This window comes from Lysinibacillus sp. 54212, from assembly GCF_036662795.1.
Taxonomy (GTDB): Bacteria; Bacillota; Bacilli; order Bacillales_A; family Planococcaceae; genus Lysinibacillus_B.
Genome location: NZ_JBAFWZ010000002.1, coordinates 107,622 through 125,017 on the forward strand (window position 1 = coordinate 107,622; position 17,396 = coordinate 125,017).

Genomic DNA, 17,396 nt, shown 5'->3' on the forward strand with positions numbered 1-17,396 from the left:
TATAATTGGGGTTGAATGCTGTCTACAAGCATACGTGCCCATTCTGAGAGCGGCCTGATAGGATTGATTTCAAGGATTGTTTTAGTATCGTCTCTGCTGTAAAGCCTAGTTAGATTCCCTATCAGGCTCGTGTGGTTCGCTAGCATGTGGCATTTGAACTGGATGAACGTCCTTGATGACAGTTATAGGCCGCATCATGTCGTGGTCCTCATGCTCTAAGAAGTGACAGTGCCAAATGTAATTGCCCTTGAACTCCTTCCAGTGCATAATGATTTTCGTCACCATGCCGCCCTCTGCTCTTACGACGTCCTTCCAGCCACGTTCATAGTCATTCGGCTCTACAGGGTCCCCGGTAAATTTCAGAACTCCCTCAGTTTGATAGAGCTCCACATCAAAAGGTCTTCGCTCCAAAATTTTGAATTGCACTAGATGTACATGAATTGGATGAACAAAAGGTGTAAGGTTTATGAAGTTCCATGTTTCGATACTGTCTACAGCAGGCTTTTCAGTAGCAGGATCATGATACATCCGATCATTTAATAGGAGCATCGGCCTTCCGTATTGATCCTGCGAAAACGATAATGGTAAGTTTCTTGAAATATGAGCATGATGCTCGTGCAGCTCCATTTCCGGCTGAAGCTCTTCAGGTATATCCCGACTGTCACAGCCTTTTAACGAAAGATCTACTAGGAATTGCATGATGACACCTGTATGCTCCCCTGGAAACTCTTGATCCGTGTTTAGTAACGTAATCTTCTCCCCTTTATGCTTGGAAAAATCGATAACAATGTCTACCCTTTCAGCTGGCAGTAGACCGATTGAAGTAACATCTGCACGATTAGAAAGTAAGCCGCCATCTGTCCCAATCTGTATAAATGATTCATTATTGGAAAGCTCTAATTTGTAGCCTCTTCGATTGGAAGCATTAAGTACTCTAAATCGATATTTTCTTGGCTCAACGCGCATATATGGCCATACTTTTCCGTTGACCATTATCGTATTGCCAACAAATCCTGGTGTGATGGACGGATGCACTGGTACTGGGAATGGAGGAGAATCGGGATAGAACATCGACCCATCCTCATTAAATGATTTATCCTGTATCATTAAAGGCATTTCATACTCGCCACTAGGTAGCTCGAGTCTTTTTTCGAGAGAGTCTCTTAGCAAATAAAATCCGGCTAGACCTGAGTATACATTTAAGCGTGTTAGTGACATGGCATGGTCATGGTACCATAGCGTAGCACTTGGTTGATGGTTAGTATAATGATGGACTTCTCTTCTAAATTTTGGTCCTGTCATTTCATAATTTTTTGTATACCATGCTTCAGGGTGGCCATCACTTTCCCAATCCACATGAGCACCATGGAGATGGACGACTGTTCGAACTTCTTTTGAATTTACAGAACTGTGTAATGTATGATCTATCGGCAAAAAGTGCTTATCTGGTAGATTATTAATATATTTTACATAGGTAGACTTATCCTTTGTTGCTTCAATCGTAGGGCCGGGAACTAACCCGTCATAGCCCCAAACCTTTGTAAGTGGAAAATAGCGATGAAAACGATGATATGCTGCGTGCATTTCTATTTCATAATAGGAATTATGGGGATAATCCTTGTTCGGCGTTGGTTTAGCCTTAGAGGGTTTAGGCAGCTTATCAACAAACTTTGGAATAGACGCAGGATCGGCAGGGTTAACGCTAGGCTTCAAGAGTGCACAACCTTTCATTTTATTATTGAAGCTATTATATTCTTAGATTTTTACATAGAATGGACAATTGTGTAGGGAGTTTGAAAGAATTTTTCCCTAGTGCTAAAAGTTATGAACTTATATTAAGAGCCGGGATGCTATAAACTGAGAATAGAGAGGGCAAAACAAAATAATCGCTTCTTTACATCAAAATATATATAATACCCATAAAGGTATATGGAGGTGAAGAAATGAAAAGGCAATCAGCAACAAACCATACACGATATCAGCCATTACAGCATTTTGTATGGTTACCATTAAGTTTTACTATGCTTGTCTCAACGGTTGTGTACATAATTTACCGTGTTATAAATGGTACATTTTCGGTATCATTACTATTATTATTGGGAGTAGTAATACTGGCAATTATTCCCGGAATGCTAGCTCGTATTTATGCATTAACTCTACAAGACCGTTTAATTCGAACAGAAGAGCAATTGCGATATTATATGTTAACAAATAAACGTATAGATAGTAGCATTACAACAAAGCAACTAATCGCTTTACGCTTCTCATCTGATGAAGAGTATGTAGGGCTAGTAGAGAAAGCAGCAGCAGAAAATTTATCGCCGGATGAAATTAAACAGGCGATCAAAACATGGCGTGCTGACCACCATCGAGTATAGCCATTCTAATACCTTTTCGGGTATAAGATAGGGGGCGATTTTATGATGAAAAACAGTTCGGCTGAATTCGATAAATATGTAAGCTCAACCGAGGAACAGCAAAAGCTATATAAACGCACTTTAATCATTGTTTTGATGTCCCAAATGTTTGGTGGAGCAGGGCTTGCAGCAGGGATAACGGTAGGTGCCCTACTAGCGAAGGATATGCTAGGAACAGAAAGTGTTGCCGGCTTACCCTCTGCTCTATTTACATTAGGTTCGGCTCTAGCTGCATTTATTGTAGGCCGGGTGTCACAACGCTTTGGAAGAAGATACGGTTTATCATTTGGCTTTATTGCTGGTGGGATCGGTGCATTAGGTGTTATCCTTGCTGCTAATATAAATAGCATCGCGCTATTATTTATTGCGTTATTTATTTATGGAGCAGGTACTTCAACCAATTTACAAGCCCGCTATGCAGGGACGGATTTGGCGAGTGAAAAGCAGCGTGCAACGGCGACAAGTATTGCAATGGTTGCTACAACCCTTGGTGCAGTTGCAGGTCCAAATCTAGTTACGCCAATGGGGAAAGTGGCGACTGCTATCAATATGCCAGCATTAACAGGCCCGTTTATGCTAGCGGCGGTAGCTTATATATTGGCAGGTCTTACATTGTTCTTTTACCTGCGTCCAGATCCATTACTAGTGGCCAAGGCGATTGCAGATAGGCAACAAAAGATTCAGCAGCAAACATCGAAGACAGTGTTTGCTGAGCAAAATAAACTGAACAAGATTGGTATTTTTGTAGGAGCTCTCGTACTAGTACTTTCTCATGTGATTATGGTTGCCATCATGACAATGACACCTATTCATATGCAAGGTCATGGAAGTAGCATGAGTGCAATTGGAATGGTCATTGGCTTACATGTAGCAGCGATGTACCTACCTTCTCTTGGAACAGGTTTACTTGTTGATAAGATGGGTCGCACATTCGTCGTAATCGCTTCAGGCGTTACGTTAGCACTTGCCGGCTTATTAGCAGCATTTGCACCAGGCGATTCATTGTTCTGGCTAACAATTGCTCTTATGCTGTTAGGACTTGGCTGGAATTTCGGCTTGATTAGTGGCACAGCGATTATTATAGACTCAACGACAATCCATACAAGGGCTAAAACGCAAGGCTCTGTGGATGTTTGGGTTGCACTTGGTGGCTCAGCAGGTAGCTTATTATCAGGCGTCATAGTAGCCTATTCAAGCTATGCCTACCTAGGATTTATAGGTACTTATTTAGCCCTACTTCTAGTGCCAGTCGTTCTATGGGCTCGAATGAAGCAAAAGAAAAATATGATAGCGTAATAGAGAAAGAGGTAATCCACTCCCGTATTGGATTGCCTCTTTTTAACGAGAAATATTAACCAAAGAATAAATCTAATATGTTCGAGCCTGCTGAAGATTTCTTGTTATAAAACTCAGAATAGCCACAATTCTGGCAATACACGACAATAAATTGATTGTGCTGAATATCGAACATTTTGGATAAGCCCGTACCTGTCATTGCCACCTCTTTTTGTGCTGCATCTCGACTTCCACATTTTAAACAACCTTTATCATTCATCCTATTTGGCCCCCTTTGTAACTATATGTACGAAAGGATTGGAAAATAGTTTCAAAGGGCTGAACGGTAATAAAAGGATGGGGCAATTATTACCCCATCACCTCCATGAGTCTACTGCTTGTTTTGCTGTTTTTGTTGGGTTGTATTTTTCTGTTCTGCAAAGGTAGCTTCTAATGCAATTTCCACAGTATTTGTTGTGGGATTCTTTTTCTTCTTTTCTTTCTTATCTTTTTTAAAGCTTGTTTTCCCTTTCTTCGCCATATTCTTTCACCTCCATTTGTTATTGTGAGCTAAATAAAGTAATGAAATTCATAAACTGTCGAAGTTGTTCAACTATCAGCATTATTAATGATTTACATAGGAAACCCGTGGTACACTGTATGGGACAAGCAGGACACACATTTATGATGTTGAATAATTCAGGAGGTTCATGTATGACAAACAACGATATTTTAATTCGATTACGATATGCATTTGATATAAAAAATGTAGATATGGTAGAAATTTTTAAGCTTGGTGGTATGGATTTTACAAAAGAAGAAGTGATGGACATGCTTATCAAGGTAAAAGAGGACGAGGAGGAACCAGAGAACTTCAAAAAGGTTAATAATAAAATGTTAGAGGCATTTTTAAATGGTTTTATTACGTATAAACGAGGACCACAAAAATCAAAAGATGGTGAAACGGCTGGACCAATGCCTGTAACAGGAAAAGAAAGTCCAAACAATATGCTGTTAAAGAAAGTGAAAATTGCATTAGCATTAACAAGTGAGGATATGCTAGATCTATTATATGAAGGCGGTGTGTCCGTCTCGAAGGGCGAGCTTGGAGCGATTTTACGAAACCCAAGCCATAAAAACTACAAGGAATGTGGCGACCGCTTCGCACGAAATTTCCTGAAAGGCTTAACATTTAAATATAGAGGATAGTTCACATATAAAGCACGAGTGGTTCTTCGCTCGTGTTTTTTTGTAGAAAGTAAAAGGCTGTGCCGTTCGGGCAGTGTCTAGCTCCATCGCCCAGCCACTCAGTCGTAAACAGGAAAGCTGCTTTCGATTCAGGTCTGCAAGCAACTGTCGGGGCTAAACAGGCACTTTATATTTTCTTAGTATTAAATTGCTGGAAGGTTGGTGATAAATATAGAAGAATAACATGGAGGGAAGGAATGAATATTTTACATCTAACGATTGAATTAGTCATTGGATTTTTTCTACTCTTTTTGATTGTTAAGTTTGTTGGGAGAAAGATTATCAATCAAATAAGTCCCTTTACATTTATAGCTGGAATTGTGTTAGGAGAGCTACTTGGTAACGGCTTGTATAATGAAAAGGTTCATATAGTATATATAATTTACGCCATGATTCTGTGGGGGGTGTTACTTTTTTCTGTAGAATATCTTGGACAAAAATTTTTACCCGTTCGGGGACTATTTGAGGGGAAACCTTCTGCACTAATAAAGGATGGTGTGATTGATCGGGAGGCTTTAAAGAAGAACCGAATGAATATAAATCAACTACAAAGCTTATTAAGGCAGAGTGAGACGTTTTCCGTCAGAGAGGTTGCCTATTGCTATTTAGAGCCGAATGGTGCCATTAGTATTTTGAAAAAATCACAATACCAAAAAACAACGCAGGAAGATTTTAATCTAGGGAATAAGCCAGTATATGTACCAGTGACGATTATTCGAGATGGTAAGGTTTTATGGGATGAAATCAAAGACTTAGGATTTAATGAGCAATGGCTAATAAAGCAGCTCAAACAAAAAGGGATCGTTAGTTATGAAGGGATTTTTATCGCAGAATGGTTAAAGGGAGACGGACTTTTTGTACAACGGCTTGAAGATTCACCTCCATCATCTGATAAATATTGAGAAACCACTCAAATTGACTGCACGTGCCCATAAGCTGGTAAAATTATAGTCTTATGTGGGCACGTGTTCGTACTTTACAAAGTGAAACGAGAGGGTTATTTGAACAAAAGTGTGTGCTATCCGCACGAAAGGAGTAGCTATCCGAACAAAAGCATGTGCTATCCGCACGAAAGCGTGTGCTATCCGAACAAAAGCAGTGTCCATCCGAACAAAAGCGTGTGCTATCCGCACGAAAGGAGTAGCTATCCGCACAAAAGCATGTGCTATCCGAACAAAAGCAGCGTCCATCCGAACAAAAGCATGTGCTATCCGCACGAAAGCGTGTGCTATCTGAACAAAAGCAGGTCATCCGCACAAAAGCATGTGCTATCCGCACGAAAGGAGTAGCTATCCGAACAAAAGCGTGTGCTATCCGAACAAAAGCATGTGCTATCCGCACGAAAGCGTGTGCTATCTGAACAAAAGCAGGTCATCCGCACAAAAGAGTAGCCTATGCGCACAAAAGCAGTTTCCATCCGAACAAAAGAGCAGTCCATCCGAACAAAAGCAGCGTCCATCCGCACAAAAGCGTGTGCTAACCGCACAAAAGCACGTGCTATCCGAACAAAAGCAGCGTCCATCCGAACAAAAGAGCATCCCAACCAAAAAACCTCCCCAAACTATCAACAAAGCAAGCATATCAATAAAAATTCGATTTAATAATTAAAAAATCTTCCTAGTATCTTTATCATCCTTTAGCATCTCCACAGCCTCTCTAAATCGAAGAGAATGAACGATTTCGCGTTCTCTTAAAAATTTTAAGCTATCATTTAAATCCACATCATCTGACATATCAATAATCCATTGATAGGTTGCACGGGCTTTTTCCTCGGCGGCTATGTCCTCGTACAGGTCTGCAATCGGGTCGCCCTTTGCTTGAATGTAGGCGGCTGTAAATGGTACCCCAGAAGCGTTCGTGTAAAATAAAGCGGAGTCATGCTCCACATAATGCTGACCGAGGCCGGCTTCCTTTAATTGCTCTGGCGTCGCATCCTTTGTTAGCTTATAAATCATCGTAGCAATCATTTCTAAATGAGACAGCTCTTCTGTTGCAATATCTGTTAATAGGCCGACTACCTTATCCGGAATAGTATATCGTTGATTCATATATCTAAGAGCAGCAGCTAATTCGCCATCCGCTCCCCCGTACTGTTCGACTAAATATCTTGCTAACATTGGATTGCATTCGCTTACCTTTACTGGGTACTGAAGCTTTTTTTCGTAATACCACAAAGTCGACATTCCTCCTTAAAGTTGATCATCACACTTGCCATGGCCAAGGTGTATCATTCCAATTCCAAGGATAATTAGAGAAGCTACGTCCAAAATTCATTAGTGGTCCGAATTGCTGCTCGAAGGCATTTTTTAGTTCCATGCTTTTTTGGGCGGTTTCATTGAATTGCTTAATTGTTTCAAAATCATTTGGGTGTGTATCTAAATAAAGGTTTAACTCTACTAAAACAAAATCAATGGCCTGGATTTCTTCAAGAAGGGTGTAAAATTCAGGTGGCAATGTATTAGTCAGTGGTGTCCCCTCCTTTTTGTGGATTCGGATAAGGGCTATACAATTGAGGCCAAAGTGTACCGTGCTTTAGGGCTTCCTTTGGTGAGAATTGAGAGAGTCCAGTAGGCTGAAAAGGAATATAAAGCTGAGGGGGAGTTGAAAAACTTTTTACTCGGATAGGCTCACATGGATCAAATGGGCTAATGTAAGGCTTCCAATATTTATATTGAGTAAACAAAAAATCCTCCTTTCCTTTTGTGCATCAACAGCATTATATGAAGGGGATTTTATTTTATGCAAATATAATTGGAGTCTAGCTAGCATTAACTCCAAATAGGATGAATACTATTCTACTAATAAATCTTTTCTAAAGATCATCTACAAGGTGGTGTGAAAGTGCAAAGCTATTTTTTAATTCTATTAAGCGCTGTCTATTTCGTGTTAGCGTATGCAGCCGGAGCATCTGCTGGGAGAACAATTTATTTGCTTTTTGCAATTGGTATTTTTATTTGGGGGTTCCAAGGGTATTCACGCCAAAAGTTAAAATCCCAAAAAGCTATTCAGGAAAAAAAACGTAACAGTGAGGCCGCGTATAAAGCCATTCCACACACGCACTACATATTAACGGATGACTATTTATCAGCCTTACTAATTAACGAGGAAACGAATCTGCTGTATATTGCCAGTAAAGAAGAATTGGACGAAGAAATGAAGCTGAAACAATATAGTTTTAACCAAATTATCGAGGTGGCTATAGTTGAGGACAAAAGGGTTTTATCTCATATTACTAAAAATGGTGGTCTTAGTGGCTCATTGCTAAAAGGGAAAGAGGATAAAGCAAAAGATGGTGATGAACAGGACACCGTTACACAGCTCAGTATAAAGATGGTTGTTGATGATTTTTCAAAGCCAGTTGTTGAATTTGTATTTATGGAAAACAGTAAACCTATGTCCAAGGAGAATGAAGATTATAAGGATGTATTAAAGCTATGCGAGCAATGGCATCAAATGATCAGTGTGATTATAAAGCGTCATGAAAAGGAAAGAGTGCTTGTGAGAAATTGGGACTAGAAGATTTTAGGGCGTTTGCATTAATAAAATCTTTTGTAGGAATTGTCGTCTTATGTAGTCGGATTACGTATCATAATCCTTTTCCCTTCATACTATGTTATAAACCACGCCCTGAATGGAGGGAAAACAATCGACATTTTAAATAAGGTGAAAAGTTACCGAGAAGAAGAGAACAGACTGAAGTGGGTAGGTACGTTTGCGGATTATTTAAGAATTGTGAAGGAAAGACCAGAAGTTGCTCAAACAGCCCATTCTCGCGTGTATAGCATGATTAAAAGCTCAGGTGTGGAAGAGCGAAATGGGCAGAAAATGTATCAATTTTTTGGTCACGAAATTTTTGGACTTGAAGCAGCGCTTGAAAGGTTAGTGGAGGAATATTTCCATCCAGCTGCAAGAAGATTGGATGTACGAAAACGAATTTTATTATTAATGGGGCCTGTAAGTGGTGGTAAATCTACAATTGTAACGTTGTTAAAAAGAGGACTCGAAAAGTATTCTCGGACCGATGAGGGTGCGGTTTACGCGATTAAAGGCTGTCCAATGCATGAGGATCCACTTCATCTCATACCACATCATTTACGTGAAGATTTTTATGATGAATATGGGGTACGAATTGAAGGGAGCTTATCTCCATTAAATACGATGCGGCTTGAACAGGAATATGGTGGGCGCATAGAGGATGTACTTGTCGAGCGTATTTTCTTCTCCGAGGATAAACGTGTTGGAATTGGTACGTTTACACCTTCCGATCCAAAATCACAGGATATTGCAGATTTAACAGGTAGTATTGATTTTTCAACGATTGCAGAGTATGGTTCTGAATCGGATCCACGAGCATACCGATTTGATGGCGAATTAAATAAGGCAAATCGAGGGATGATGGAATTCCAAGAAATGCTCAAGCTTGATGAAAAGTTCCTATGGCATTTACTATCATTAACCCAAGAAGGAAATTTCAAGGCTGGACGCTTTGCATTAATTAGCGCGGATGAGCTGATCGTGGCTCACACGAACGAAACTGAATATCGGTCGTTTATTTCGAATAAAAAGAACGAGGCACTACACTCAAGGATTATTGTTATGCCGATTCCTTACAACTTAAAGGTTAGTGAGGAGGAGCATATTTACGAGAAAATGATACGAGAAAGCGATATGTCACACGTGCATATTGCCCCACATGCATTAAAGGTAGCGGCAATATTTTCTGTGCTAACAAGGCTTGAAATACCGAAAAAGCAGGGTGTCGATCTTGTCAAAAAAATGCGCCTATACGACGGTGAAAGTGTGGAGGGCTATAACTTAGTTGATGTGGCGGATTTAAAGAAGGAATACCCAAATGAAGGTATGAACGGAATTGACCCGCGTTATATCATTAATCGCATCTCTTCAGCCATTATTCGCAAGGAAGTTCCATCAATTAACGCCTTAGATGTATTACGTGCTCTAAAGGATGGACTTGACCAGCATGCCTCAATTTCACAGGAAGACCGCGAAAAGTATATGAATTATATTGCTGTTGCACGAAGAGAATATGATGAAATTGCGAAAAATGAAGTTCAAAAGGCATTCGTCTATTCTTATGAGGAATCAGCAAAAACATTAATGAATAACTATCTCGATAATGTTGAGGCATTTTGTAATAAAAATAAGCTGCGTGATCCGTTAACAGGCGAAGAAATGAACCCGGATGAAAAATTAATGCGCTCCATCGAAGAGCAAATTGGTATTTCTGAAAATGCGAAAAAGGCATTTCGTGAGGAAATTTTAATTCGTCTATCTGCTTTTGCACGAAAAGGTAAGCGATTTGAATACAATTCGCATGAACGATTAAAAGAAGCGATTCAAAAGAAACTTTTCGCCGATTTGAAGGATATTGTCAAAATCACAACATCCTCAAAAACACCGGATGAATCGCAGCTGAAAAAGATAAATGAAGTCATTGCAACACTTGTCGATGAGCATGGCTATAATACGACATCGGCCAATGAATTATTGCAATATGTAGGTAGTTTATTAAATCGATAGGGCAATTTAAGGGAGTGTCGCGAGGGATACTCCCTTTTTAATTTCCAAAAATCAGTGCAATATGTAAGGCTTAACCGCATATAGTACATAAATTAATAACTTTTTACTGAATTCGACTAATGACGAATGATATATCGAATCCTGTAAAAAGAAGGATGGGAGAGGAAGAAAATGAGTCAAAATCATAAAAGTCGTTTTGTTGTCTCTCAGGAAAACTGGTCTCTCCATCGTAAAGGTTATCAAGATCAGCAACGTCATATGGAGAAGGTTAAAGAGGCCATTCAAAATAATTTACCGGATTTAGTAAGTGAAGAAAGCATCATTCTTTCAAATGGTCGTGAAGTGATTAAAATACCAATCCGCTCATTAGATGAATATAAAATCCGCTATAACTATGATAAATCAAAGCATGTTGGGCAGGGTAAAGGCGATAGTAAAGTCGGAGATGTGGTGGCAAAAGGGCCTGGTGAAAAAGCGAAGGGGCAAGGGCAGGGTAAGGAAGCTGGAGATTCCCCTGGAGAGGATTATTACGAAGCAGAGGTCAGTATAGATGAGCTGCAAGCCGTTCTTTTCAATGAGTTAGAGCTACCGAACTTACAGGAAAAAGAACAGGAAAATATTATAATAGATAACATTGAATTCAATGATGTTCGGAAAAAAGGACTAATGGGTAATATCGATAAAAAACGCACGATATTAACAGCGATAAAACGTAATGCGATGGAAGGTAGAGCTGGTATTTCACCAATTCACAATGATGATCTACGATTTAAAACATGGAATGAAGTTGTGAAGCCAGAATCGAAGGCAGTAGTGCTTGCCATGATGGATACAAGTGGGTCGATGGGGAAATTTGAAAAGTATTGTGCGAGAACGTTCTTCTTCTGGATGACACGGTTCCTACGTTCAAAATATGAAACAGTAGAAATCGAATTTATTGCTCATCATACGGAAGCGAAAGTGGTTACTGAGGAGGAATTTTTTACGAGGGGAGAAAGTGGAGGGACGATATGCTCATCTGCTTATGTAAAGGCGCTAGATTTAATTAAGGAGAAGTATAGTCCATCTCGCTATAATATTTATCCTGTTCATTTTTCCGATGGCGAAAATATGTCAACAGACAATGAAAAATGCTTGAAATTAGTGCGGGAGCTAATGGAAGTATCGAGCATGTTTGGATATGGAGAGGTGAATGTGTATAACCGGTATTCGCCATTAATGAACACGTACAAAAATATTAAAAATCCAAAATTCCGTCATTATATTTTAAAGCAAAAAAAGGATGTCTATGAAGCATTAAAAAGTTTCTTCCAAAAGCAAGTGACGACAGTTTAGCATGAAGTCCACAAAATTTGGGGGGGTCAACGTGGAAAAAGAGCTTCATAAAGCGATTGAGGAAATTACAGAGGTTGCCTTAAGCTTTGGTCTTGATTTTTATCCGATGCGTTATGAAATTTGCCCGGCACATATTATTTATACGATTGGTGCATATGGGATGCCTACTCGTTTTACACATTGGAGCTTTGGTAAGCAGTTTCATAAAATGAAGCTGCAGTATGATTTAGGTTTGAGCCAAATCTACGAGCTAGTAATCAACTCCAATCCTTGCTATGCATTTTTACTGGATACGAATACGTTAACGCAAAATAAGCTTATTATCGCGCATGTTTTAGCCCATTGTGATTTCTTTAAAAACAATATTCGATTCTCCAACACTCGCCGAGATATGGTGGAGAGTATGACCGCAACGGCAGAACGGATTGCGGAGTATGAAAAACGTTACGGAAAAGATGAGGTAGAACAGTTTTTAGATGCCGTATTATCCATCCAAGAGCATATCGACCCCTCTATCTTACGCCCCAACTTGCTGAATTATGATTCTGAGGAGGATGACGAAGAGCAAATTGTATCGAAATCACCTTATGATGACCTCTGGGGCTTAGATAAGGGAGAGGAAGACGAAAAACCATTAAAAAGAGCAAGAAAGCCATTTCCCGCAAAGCCAGAAAAGGATTTACTGTTATTTATCGAGCAGCATAGTCGTGAGCTAGAGGAATGGCAGCGTGATGTGTTGACGATGATGCGTGAGGAGATGCAATATTTTTGGCCACAGCTAGAAACAAAAATTATGAATGAAGGCTGGGCCTCCTACTGGCATCAACGGATTATGCGAGAGCTCAATTTAACGACGGCCGAAACAATCGAATATGCCAAGCTAAACGCGGGGGTTGTGCAACCTTCAAAAACGACGATTAATCCTTATTATCTTGGATTGAAAATATTTGAGGATATTGAAAAACGGTATAATGAACCAACAGAAGAAATGAAAAAACTAGGTGTTCAGCCGAATTCGGGTCGCGAAAAAATTTATGAAGTGCGAGAAATTGAGTCTGATATTTCATTTATTCGCAACTATTTAACAAAGGATTTAGTAAAGCAGGAGGATTTATATTTATTTGAGAAGCAAGGAAATGATTATCGAGTTTCCGATAAGGACTATGAGCGTGTACGTGATCAGCTCGTGTCGATGCGGGTAAATGGAGGCTTCCCGTATATCGTGGTTGAAAATGGGGACTATTTAAGAAATGGTGAGTTATTTTTAAAGCATGGCTATGAAGGTATGGAGCTAGATCCACATTATTTAGAGCATGTTCTACCGAATATTTATAGGCTTTGGGGTAGACCCGTTCATATCCAAACAATAATTGAGGATAAACCAGCTGTTTATACGTATGATGGAAAAAAGAATTATCGTCGAATGATATAAAAACGAACCCGTGAATCGTAATATTCACGGGCGTTTTTTTGCAGAGAGGTATTTTGATTATCGAACAAAATACCTAGTTAACAGAAGATTCTTTGTCGATAATAGAAAGTTTAGGGAAGTTAATAGAAACTTTAAGCAAGATAATAGAAAGTTTCCCGTAATTAATCGAAAAGCTTAAATTTCTATAATGATCGGCAGGAGCATGGGCTTTCTTTTTGTTTGTAGGAATAAAAACTGCCCGATATTTTTCTTGATAGCCTGCTTCATCCCATATACATTGGCCTCATTAAAATTACTAATTGTAACAGCTACAAGATCATTTATATCTTTAATAAGTTTTTCGGCGTCCTTTGCATATACAAAGCCACGGGATATCGTATCAGGACTAGAAACTAGAGTGCCATCCGATTTATTGATCGTGACAACTATTACGAGCATACCATCCTCGGACAGCTGTTTTCGATCACGTAAAACAATAGCACCAACCTCTCCAATGCCGATACCATCCACGAATGTATCTCCGGCAGGCACACTTCTCGTTTGCCTTGCATCACCCTTTCCGAAATCCACAACATCCCCATTGTTTAAGATGAAAGTATGTCCCTTTTCGACACCTACTGCTTCAGCTAATTGTCGATGGATGTGAAGCATTCGATATTCACCATGAATCGGAATAAAATATTCTGGCTGCATTAATGTTAGCATCAGCTTTAAATCCTCTTGATAGCCATGTCCCGATACATGCATACCAGTAATTGAAGAGGAGCCGTAAATTACATGTGCACCTAATCTAAATAAATTGTCTACAACCCGAGATACATCCTTTTCATTGCCGGGTATCGGGGAAGCAGCGAGAATGACTGTATCTTCAGGGTGAATTTTTACATCTCGATTATTGCCGCTGGACAGACGAGACAATGCAGCTAGATGCTCTCCTTGACTGCCTGTACATAAAATAACAACCTTTTCAGGAGGGAATTGATTCACATCGCGCGCTTCAATAAGCATCCAGTTAGGAATTCTTAAATAGCCACGCTGGATAGCGACGGAAACAACATTAATCATGCTTCGACCGAGTAGGGCTAGTCGCCGATTCGTTCTTTGGGCAGCATCGACAATTTGTTGAACCCGATTAACATTAGAGGCAAATGTCGAGATAAAAATTTTTCGTTTTGCATTTTTAAACGCCTCATCTAAATGTCTGCCCACTAGCCCCTCTGATGGTGTAGAGCCAGAACGTTCTGCATTTGTACTTTCAGAAATAAGCAGTAAAACTCCTTCAGAACCGAGCTCTGCCATTTTATGAATATCTGAGGATTGGTCATTGACCGGTGTTAAATCGAATTTAAAATCCCCTGTATGAACAACCTTCCCTTCTGGTGTATGGAAGACGATGCCAAGACAATCCGGTATACTATGGCTCACTTTGAAAAAGCTAACATCGATTTTGCCAAGTTGTAGCTCTGATTCAGAATGGATCTCCACTAATGTGCTTTCTCTAAACAGCTTATGCTCCTTAAGCTTTAACTCAATCAATCCGAGCGTAAAACGAGAGGCGTAAATCGGGATATTAATTTTTTTTAGCAAATAAGGAATGCCACCAATATGATCCTCATGCCCATGTGTGACGATTAACGCACGGATTTTATCTTGGTTTTCCTGTAAATAAGCAATATCCGGAATAATTAAATCCACACCTAGTATATTTCCATCAGCAAATTTAGCGCCACAATCGATCACAACAATATCGTCTTCATATTGAATAACATACATATTTTTGCCGATTTCATTAATCCCACCTAAGGCAAAAACTGATAATTGATTGTCCAACCTCGTTCCTCCTATCCTATACGAATGTCTTTTATAAATACTTTTATTTATAACAAGATTTAGTATAGCTCTAAGCCGTTCAACCTATACGACTGAGTGAAGGATAAGTAAAAAAGAGATTCTTTAGGAGAGTCGCCTTCGTTACGCTTGATAGAATGTGACAGACATTTTCTCACTGTCATATAGACACCAGTCACGTGATTCGACGACGGCGCCAACGTTGATTGCATATGACCGGTCGCCAACGTAAATTTCTTCATTATAACGGATCGCAGTTCGGACACCGTCGATATAAATTGCTGCGCGATGACTATGCCCAAAAAATAATAGTGGCGTATGTACCTCAGGGAATGTAGGCTCGAAATGTTCATCCCATAGAAATTGATGTCCGTGCATAATTGTAGCTCCATCAATGACAATTTGACCTTCATAGTTTAAAAATTGCTGGAGTCCTGTCACCATTGCAATTCTCTCTTCTTGATTTCCGATAACAGAAGAGAATGTAAGTAGCTGTAGGAATTTGTCTGAAAGTTTTGCAGCCTCATGCAATTTAGCTCCTCGTATACTTTCTGCCTTTCGTTTCCCGATTATACATTCAAATAAATCGCCTAGCCCAATAATTTCTGCATTCGGATGGATCTCCTTAATATGCTGTAAAACGGCCTTCGTATTTTTATAGTGAGAATGTAAATCTCCTAGCAATGCATATTGCAAAATAATCACCTCTAAAAAATGTCATATAGTCATTTTAATATAAAAATATTCATATGAAATAAGTAGTTTGATTGTTATTCTTCATCATTTCGTAAAGGGGGATTTTCAATATGTTTATGACAAATATATTAGCTCAGCATGCACAAAATCAGCCAGATGATACTGCAATCGTTTTTGAAAATGGACAATGGACGTATCGTGAGCTATATGAGAATGCACTTAAAATAGCTAGCTATATTAGGAGTCGAGGCTACGAGAAAGGGGATATTATTGCACAATACATGTTAAATTCAGATGTATTTATGGCTGTATATTATGGCGTTCAATTAGCTGGTTGTACAGTGATGCCAATTAATACAAAGCTAGCAACACCCGAACTCGAATATTTATTTTCACACTCAGAAGCAAGGGCATTACTTTTCGATGATAGATTAGCCCCTAACCTTGAACAATCTAAATACTCTTTTGAGGAAGAGCTGAACATGCAAGATATACGGAAGATTTTAGCAGGGGATTCCTTTGAAGCACAGAGTTCCGTATCGTTACAGGAGGAGGATACAGCAGTTGTTATGTACACGTCAGGAACAACTGGTAAGCCTAAAGGAGTCATGCTATCGCATCGCAATATTTTTGAGACGGCAAGAATTTGGTCGGAATCAATGAATATGACTAATGAGGATAGGATGTATATTTGTACACCGTTGTTCCACTGTGCAGGCAGCCATGTATTTGCTGTACCGACCATGTATAAGGGGGGGACGGTTATTATCGAGGAAGCTTTTTCTCCTCATCGGACATTACGAAATTTAGTAGAAACCGAGGCAACGATTTTCTTTGGTGTACCTGCGATGTATACGATTCTTCTAACGAAGCCAGAGCTAAAAGAGTATAGCTTTGAGCACTTACGGCTACTTTGCTATGGGGCCGCACCAATGCCGTACGAGCTCGTAAAGCGCTTAAAGGATACATTCCCGAAAGTAAAGGTGCAAAATTTATACGGTCAAACAGAAAATACGCCAGCAGCGACAACTCTTTTAGATAGCGATGCCTTAACAAAAGTAGGCTCAGTCGGCAAACCATTACCCTGTACAGACGTGAGGCTAATTAATGCGGATGGTGAGGTTGTGCAGGAGGGTGAAGTTGGGGAGATTGTTGTTCGTGGTCCGCAAGTAATGAAGGGTTATCTACGCAATCCAGAGGAAACAGCGAGGGCTATAAGAGATGGCTGGCTACATTCTGGCGACTTAGGCCGCTTTGACGAAGAGGGGTTCCTTTATATCGTCGACCGAAAAAAGGATATGATTATTCGAGGCGGGGAAAATATTTATCCAATCGAGGTAGAGGAGGTATTGTACCAAATTCCGCAAGTGCTTGAGGCGGCAGTAGTCGGTATTCCTCACGAGGTTTATGGAGAAGTGCCAAAAGCCTTTGTTGTATTAAAGGAAGGCGAAACGGTAAGTGAAAGAGAAATTTTAAATTATGTAGCAGCAAGGCTAGCAAAATATAAAGTACCGTATGAGGTGGATTTAATTGATAGCCTGCCACGAAATGCATCTGGCAAAGTATTGAAGCATACACTGAGACCGAAACAAAATGTGTAGTGG

At 39.7% G+C, this 17,396-nt stretch carries 20 protein-coding genes; 12 read left to right on the forward strand and 8 right to left on the reverse strand.

Annotation, left to right across the window (positions count from 1 at the left end):
• Window positions 1-105 precede the first annotated feature (105 nt).
• Complete coding sequence (locus V4T18_RS02300) at window positions 106-1,713, reverse strand: multicopper oxidase family protein (protein ID WP_442916887.1); 1,608 nt, start codon at window positions 1,711-1,713, stop codon at window positions 106-108.
• 230 nt (window positions 1,714-1,943) lie between these two features.
• On the opposite strand from V4T18_RS02300, the gene V4T18_RS02305 reads away from it, so the two are divergent.
• Both V4T18_RS02305 and V4T18_RS02310 read left to right on the forward strand, forming a co-directional pair.
• Entirely contained in the window at window positions 1,944-2,378 is a 435-nt protein-coding gene (locus tag V4T18_RS02305; RefSeq protein WP_332646113.1) for a DUF6526 family protein, read from the forward strand.
• Window positions 2,379-2,420: 42 nt separating this feature from the next.
• Complete coding sequence (locus V4T18_RS02310) at window positions 2,421-3,713, forward strand: MFS transporter (protein WP_442916888.1); 1,293 nt, start codon at window positions 2,421-2,423, stop codon at window positions 3,711-3,713.
• Between the two features lie 55 nt (window positions 3,714-3,768).
• On the opposite strand, the gene V4T18_RS02315 is transcribed toward V4T18_RS02310, so the two are convergent.
• Window positions 3,769-3,972 carry a zinc ribbon domain-containing protein gene (locus V4T18_RS02315; protein ID WP_332646114.1) on the reverse strand — a complete coding sequence of 68 codons (204 nt, stop codon included), beginning with the start codon at window positions 3,970-3,972 and terminating at the stop codon, window positions 3,769-3,771.
• 111 nt (window positions 3,973-4,083) lie between these two features.
• Entirely contained in the window at window positions 4,084-4,233 is a 150-nt protein-coding gene (locus V4T18_RS02320; protein WP_332646116.1) for a hypothetical protein, read from the reverse strand.
• A 173-nt stretch (window positions 4,234-4,406) separates the two neighbouring features.
• Here V4T18_RS02320 and V4T18_RS02325 point away from each other — a divergent pair, with 173 nt between their 5' ends.
• The 5 genes from V4T18_RS02325 (at window position 4,407) to V4T18_RS02345 (ending at window position 6,541) form a co-directional block, all read left to right on the forward strand.
• Window positions 4,407-4,901, forward strand: coding sequence for a DUF1456 family protein (locus V4T18_RS02325; RefSeq protein WP_332646118.1), 495 nt, complete (start codon window positions 4,407-4,409; stop codon window positions 4,899-4,901).
• A gap of 236 nt (window positions 4,902-5,137) precedes the next feature.
• Window positions 5,138-5,842: a DUF421 domain-containing protein gene (locus V4T18_RS02330; RefSeq protein ID WP_332646120.1), complete on the forward strand. Its 705-nt coding sequence runs from the start codon at window positions 5,138-5,140 to the stop codon at window positions 5,840-5,842.
• 109 nt (window positions 5,843-5,951) lie between these two features.
• Window positions 5,952-6,176, forward strand: coding sequence for a hypothetical protein (locus V4T18_RS02335; protein ID WP_332646122.1), 225 nt, complete (start codon window positions 5,952-5,954; stop codon window positions 6,174-6,176).
• Entirely contained in the window at window positions 6,166-6,300 is a 135-nt protein-coding gene (locus tag V4T18_RS02340; protein ID WP_332646123.1) for a hypothetical protein, read from the forward strand. The genes V4T18_RS02335 and V4T18_RS02340 overlap by 11 nt, the downstream gene beginning before the upstream one ends.
• 34 nt (window positions 6,301-6,334) lie before the next feature.
• Window positions 6,335-6,541 carry a hypothetical protein gene (locus V4T18_RS02345; RefSeq protein WP_332646125.1) on the forward strand — a complete coding sequence of 69 codons (207 nt, stop codon included), beginning with the start codon at window positions 6,335-6,337 and terminating at the stop codon, window positions 6,539-6,541.
• Window positions 6,542-6,544: 3 nt separating this feature from the next.
• Here V4T18_RS02345 and V4T18_RS02350 read toward each other — a convergent pair whose 3' ends face one another.
• From V4T18_RS02350 to V4T18_RS02360, 3 genes are read right to left on the reverse strand one after another with little or no spacing between them, the layout of a single operon-like run.
• Window positions 6,545-7,114 (reverse strand): manganese catalase family protein, encoded by a 570-nt coding sequence (locus V4T18_RS02350; protein ID WP_332646128.1) that lies wholly within the window; start codon window positions 7,112-7,114, stop codon window positions 6,545-6,547.
• Between the two features lie 28 nt (window positions 7,115-7,142).
• Window positions 7,143-7,406 (reverse strand): spore coat protein CotJB, encoded by a 264-nt coding sequence (locus V4T18_RS02355; RefSeq protein WP_332646292.1) that lies wholly within the window; start codon window positions 7,404-7,406, stop codon window positions 7,143-7,145.
• A complete protein-coding gene (locus V4T18_RS02360; RefSeq protein WP_332646130.1) occupies window positions 7,399-7,623 on the reverse strand; it encodes a spore coat associated protein CotJA in 225 nt (74 codons plus the stop codon). The genes V4T18_RS02355 and V4T18_RS02360 overlap by 8 nt, the downstream gene beginning before the upstream one ends.
• Before the next feature lie 158 nt (window positions 7,624-7,781).
• Between V4T18_RS02360 and V4T18_RS02365 the strand changes: the two genes are divergently transcribed.
• The 4 genes from V4T18_RS02365 (at window position 7,782) to V4T18_RS02380 (ending at window position 13,248) form a co-directional block, all read left to right on the forward strand.
• Complete coding sequence (locus tag V4T18_RS02365) at window positions 7,782-8,456, forward strand: hypothetical protein (protein WP_332646132.1); 675 nt, start codon at window positions 7,782-7,784, stop codon at window positions 8,454-8,456.
• Between the two features lie 129 nt (window positions 8,457-8,585).
• Complete coding sequence (locus V4T18_RS02370) at window positions 8,586-10,481, forward strand: PrkA family serine protein kinase (protein ID WP_332646295.1); 1,896 nt, start codon at window positions 8,586-8,588, stop codon at window positions 10,479-10,481.
• A 171-nt stretch (window positions 10,482-10,652) separates the two neighbouring features.
• Window positions 10,653-11,816 carry a sporulation protein YhbH gene (gene yhbH, locus V4T18_RS02375; protein WP_332646134.1) on the forward strand — a complete coding sequence of 388 codons (1,164 nt, stop codon included), beginning with the start codon at window positions 10,653-10,655 and terminating at the stop codon, window positions 11,814-11,816.
• 1 nt (window position 11,817) lies between these two features.
• Window positions 11,818-13,248, forward strand: a complete 1,431-nt coding sequence (locus V4T18_RS02380; RefSeq protein WP_332646136.1) for a SpoVR family protein — start codon at window positions 11,818-11,820, stop codon at window positions 13,246-13,248.
• Window positions 13,249-13,422: 174 nt separating this feature from the next.
• On the opposite strand, the gene V4T18_RS02385 is transcribed toward V4T18_RS02380, so the two are convergent.
• Both V4T18_RS02385 and V4T18_RS02390 read right to left on the reverse strand, forming a co-directional pair.
• Window positions 13,423-15,078, reverse strand: a complete 1,656-nt coding sequence (locus tag V4T18_RS02385; RefSeq protein WP_332646139.1) for a ribonuclease J — start codon at window positions 15,076-15,078, stop codon at window positions 13,423-13,425.
• Window positions 15,079-15,219: 141 nt separating this feature from the next.
• Entirely contained in the window at window positions 15,220-15,801 is a 582-nt protein-coding gene (locus V4T18_RS02390; RefSeq protein WP_332646142.1) for a metallophosphoesterase family protein, read from the reverse strand.
• Between the two features lie 101 nt (window positions 15,802-15,902).
• Here V4T18_RS02390 and V4T18_RS02395 point away from each other — a divergent pair, with 101 nt between their 5' ends.
• The gene (locus tag V4T18_RS02395) at window positions 15,903-17,393 is read left to right on the forward strand and encodes a class I adenylate-forming enzyme family protein (RefSeq protein ID WP_332646144.1); all 1,491 of its coding nucleotides are present in this window, start codon (window positions 15,903-15,905) and stop codon (window positions 17,391-17,393) included.
• Window positions 17,394-17,396: the final 3 nt, after the last annotated feature.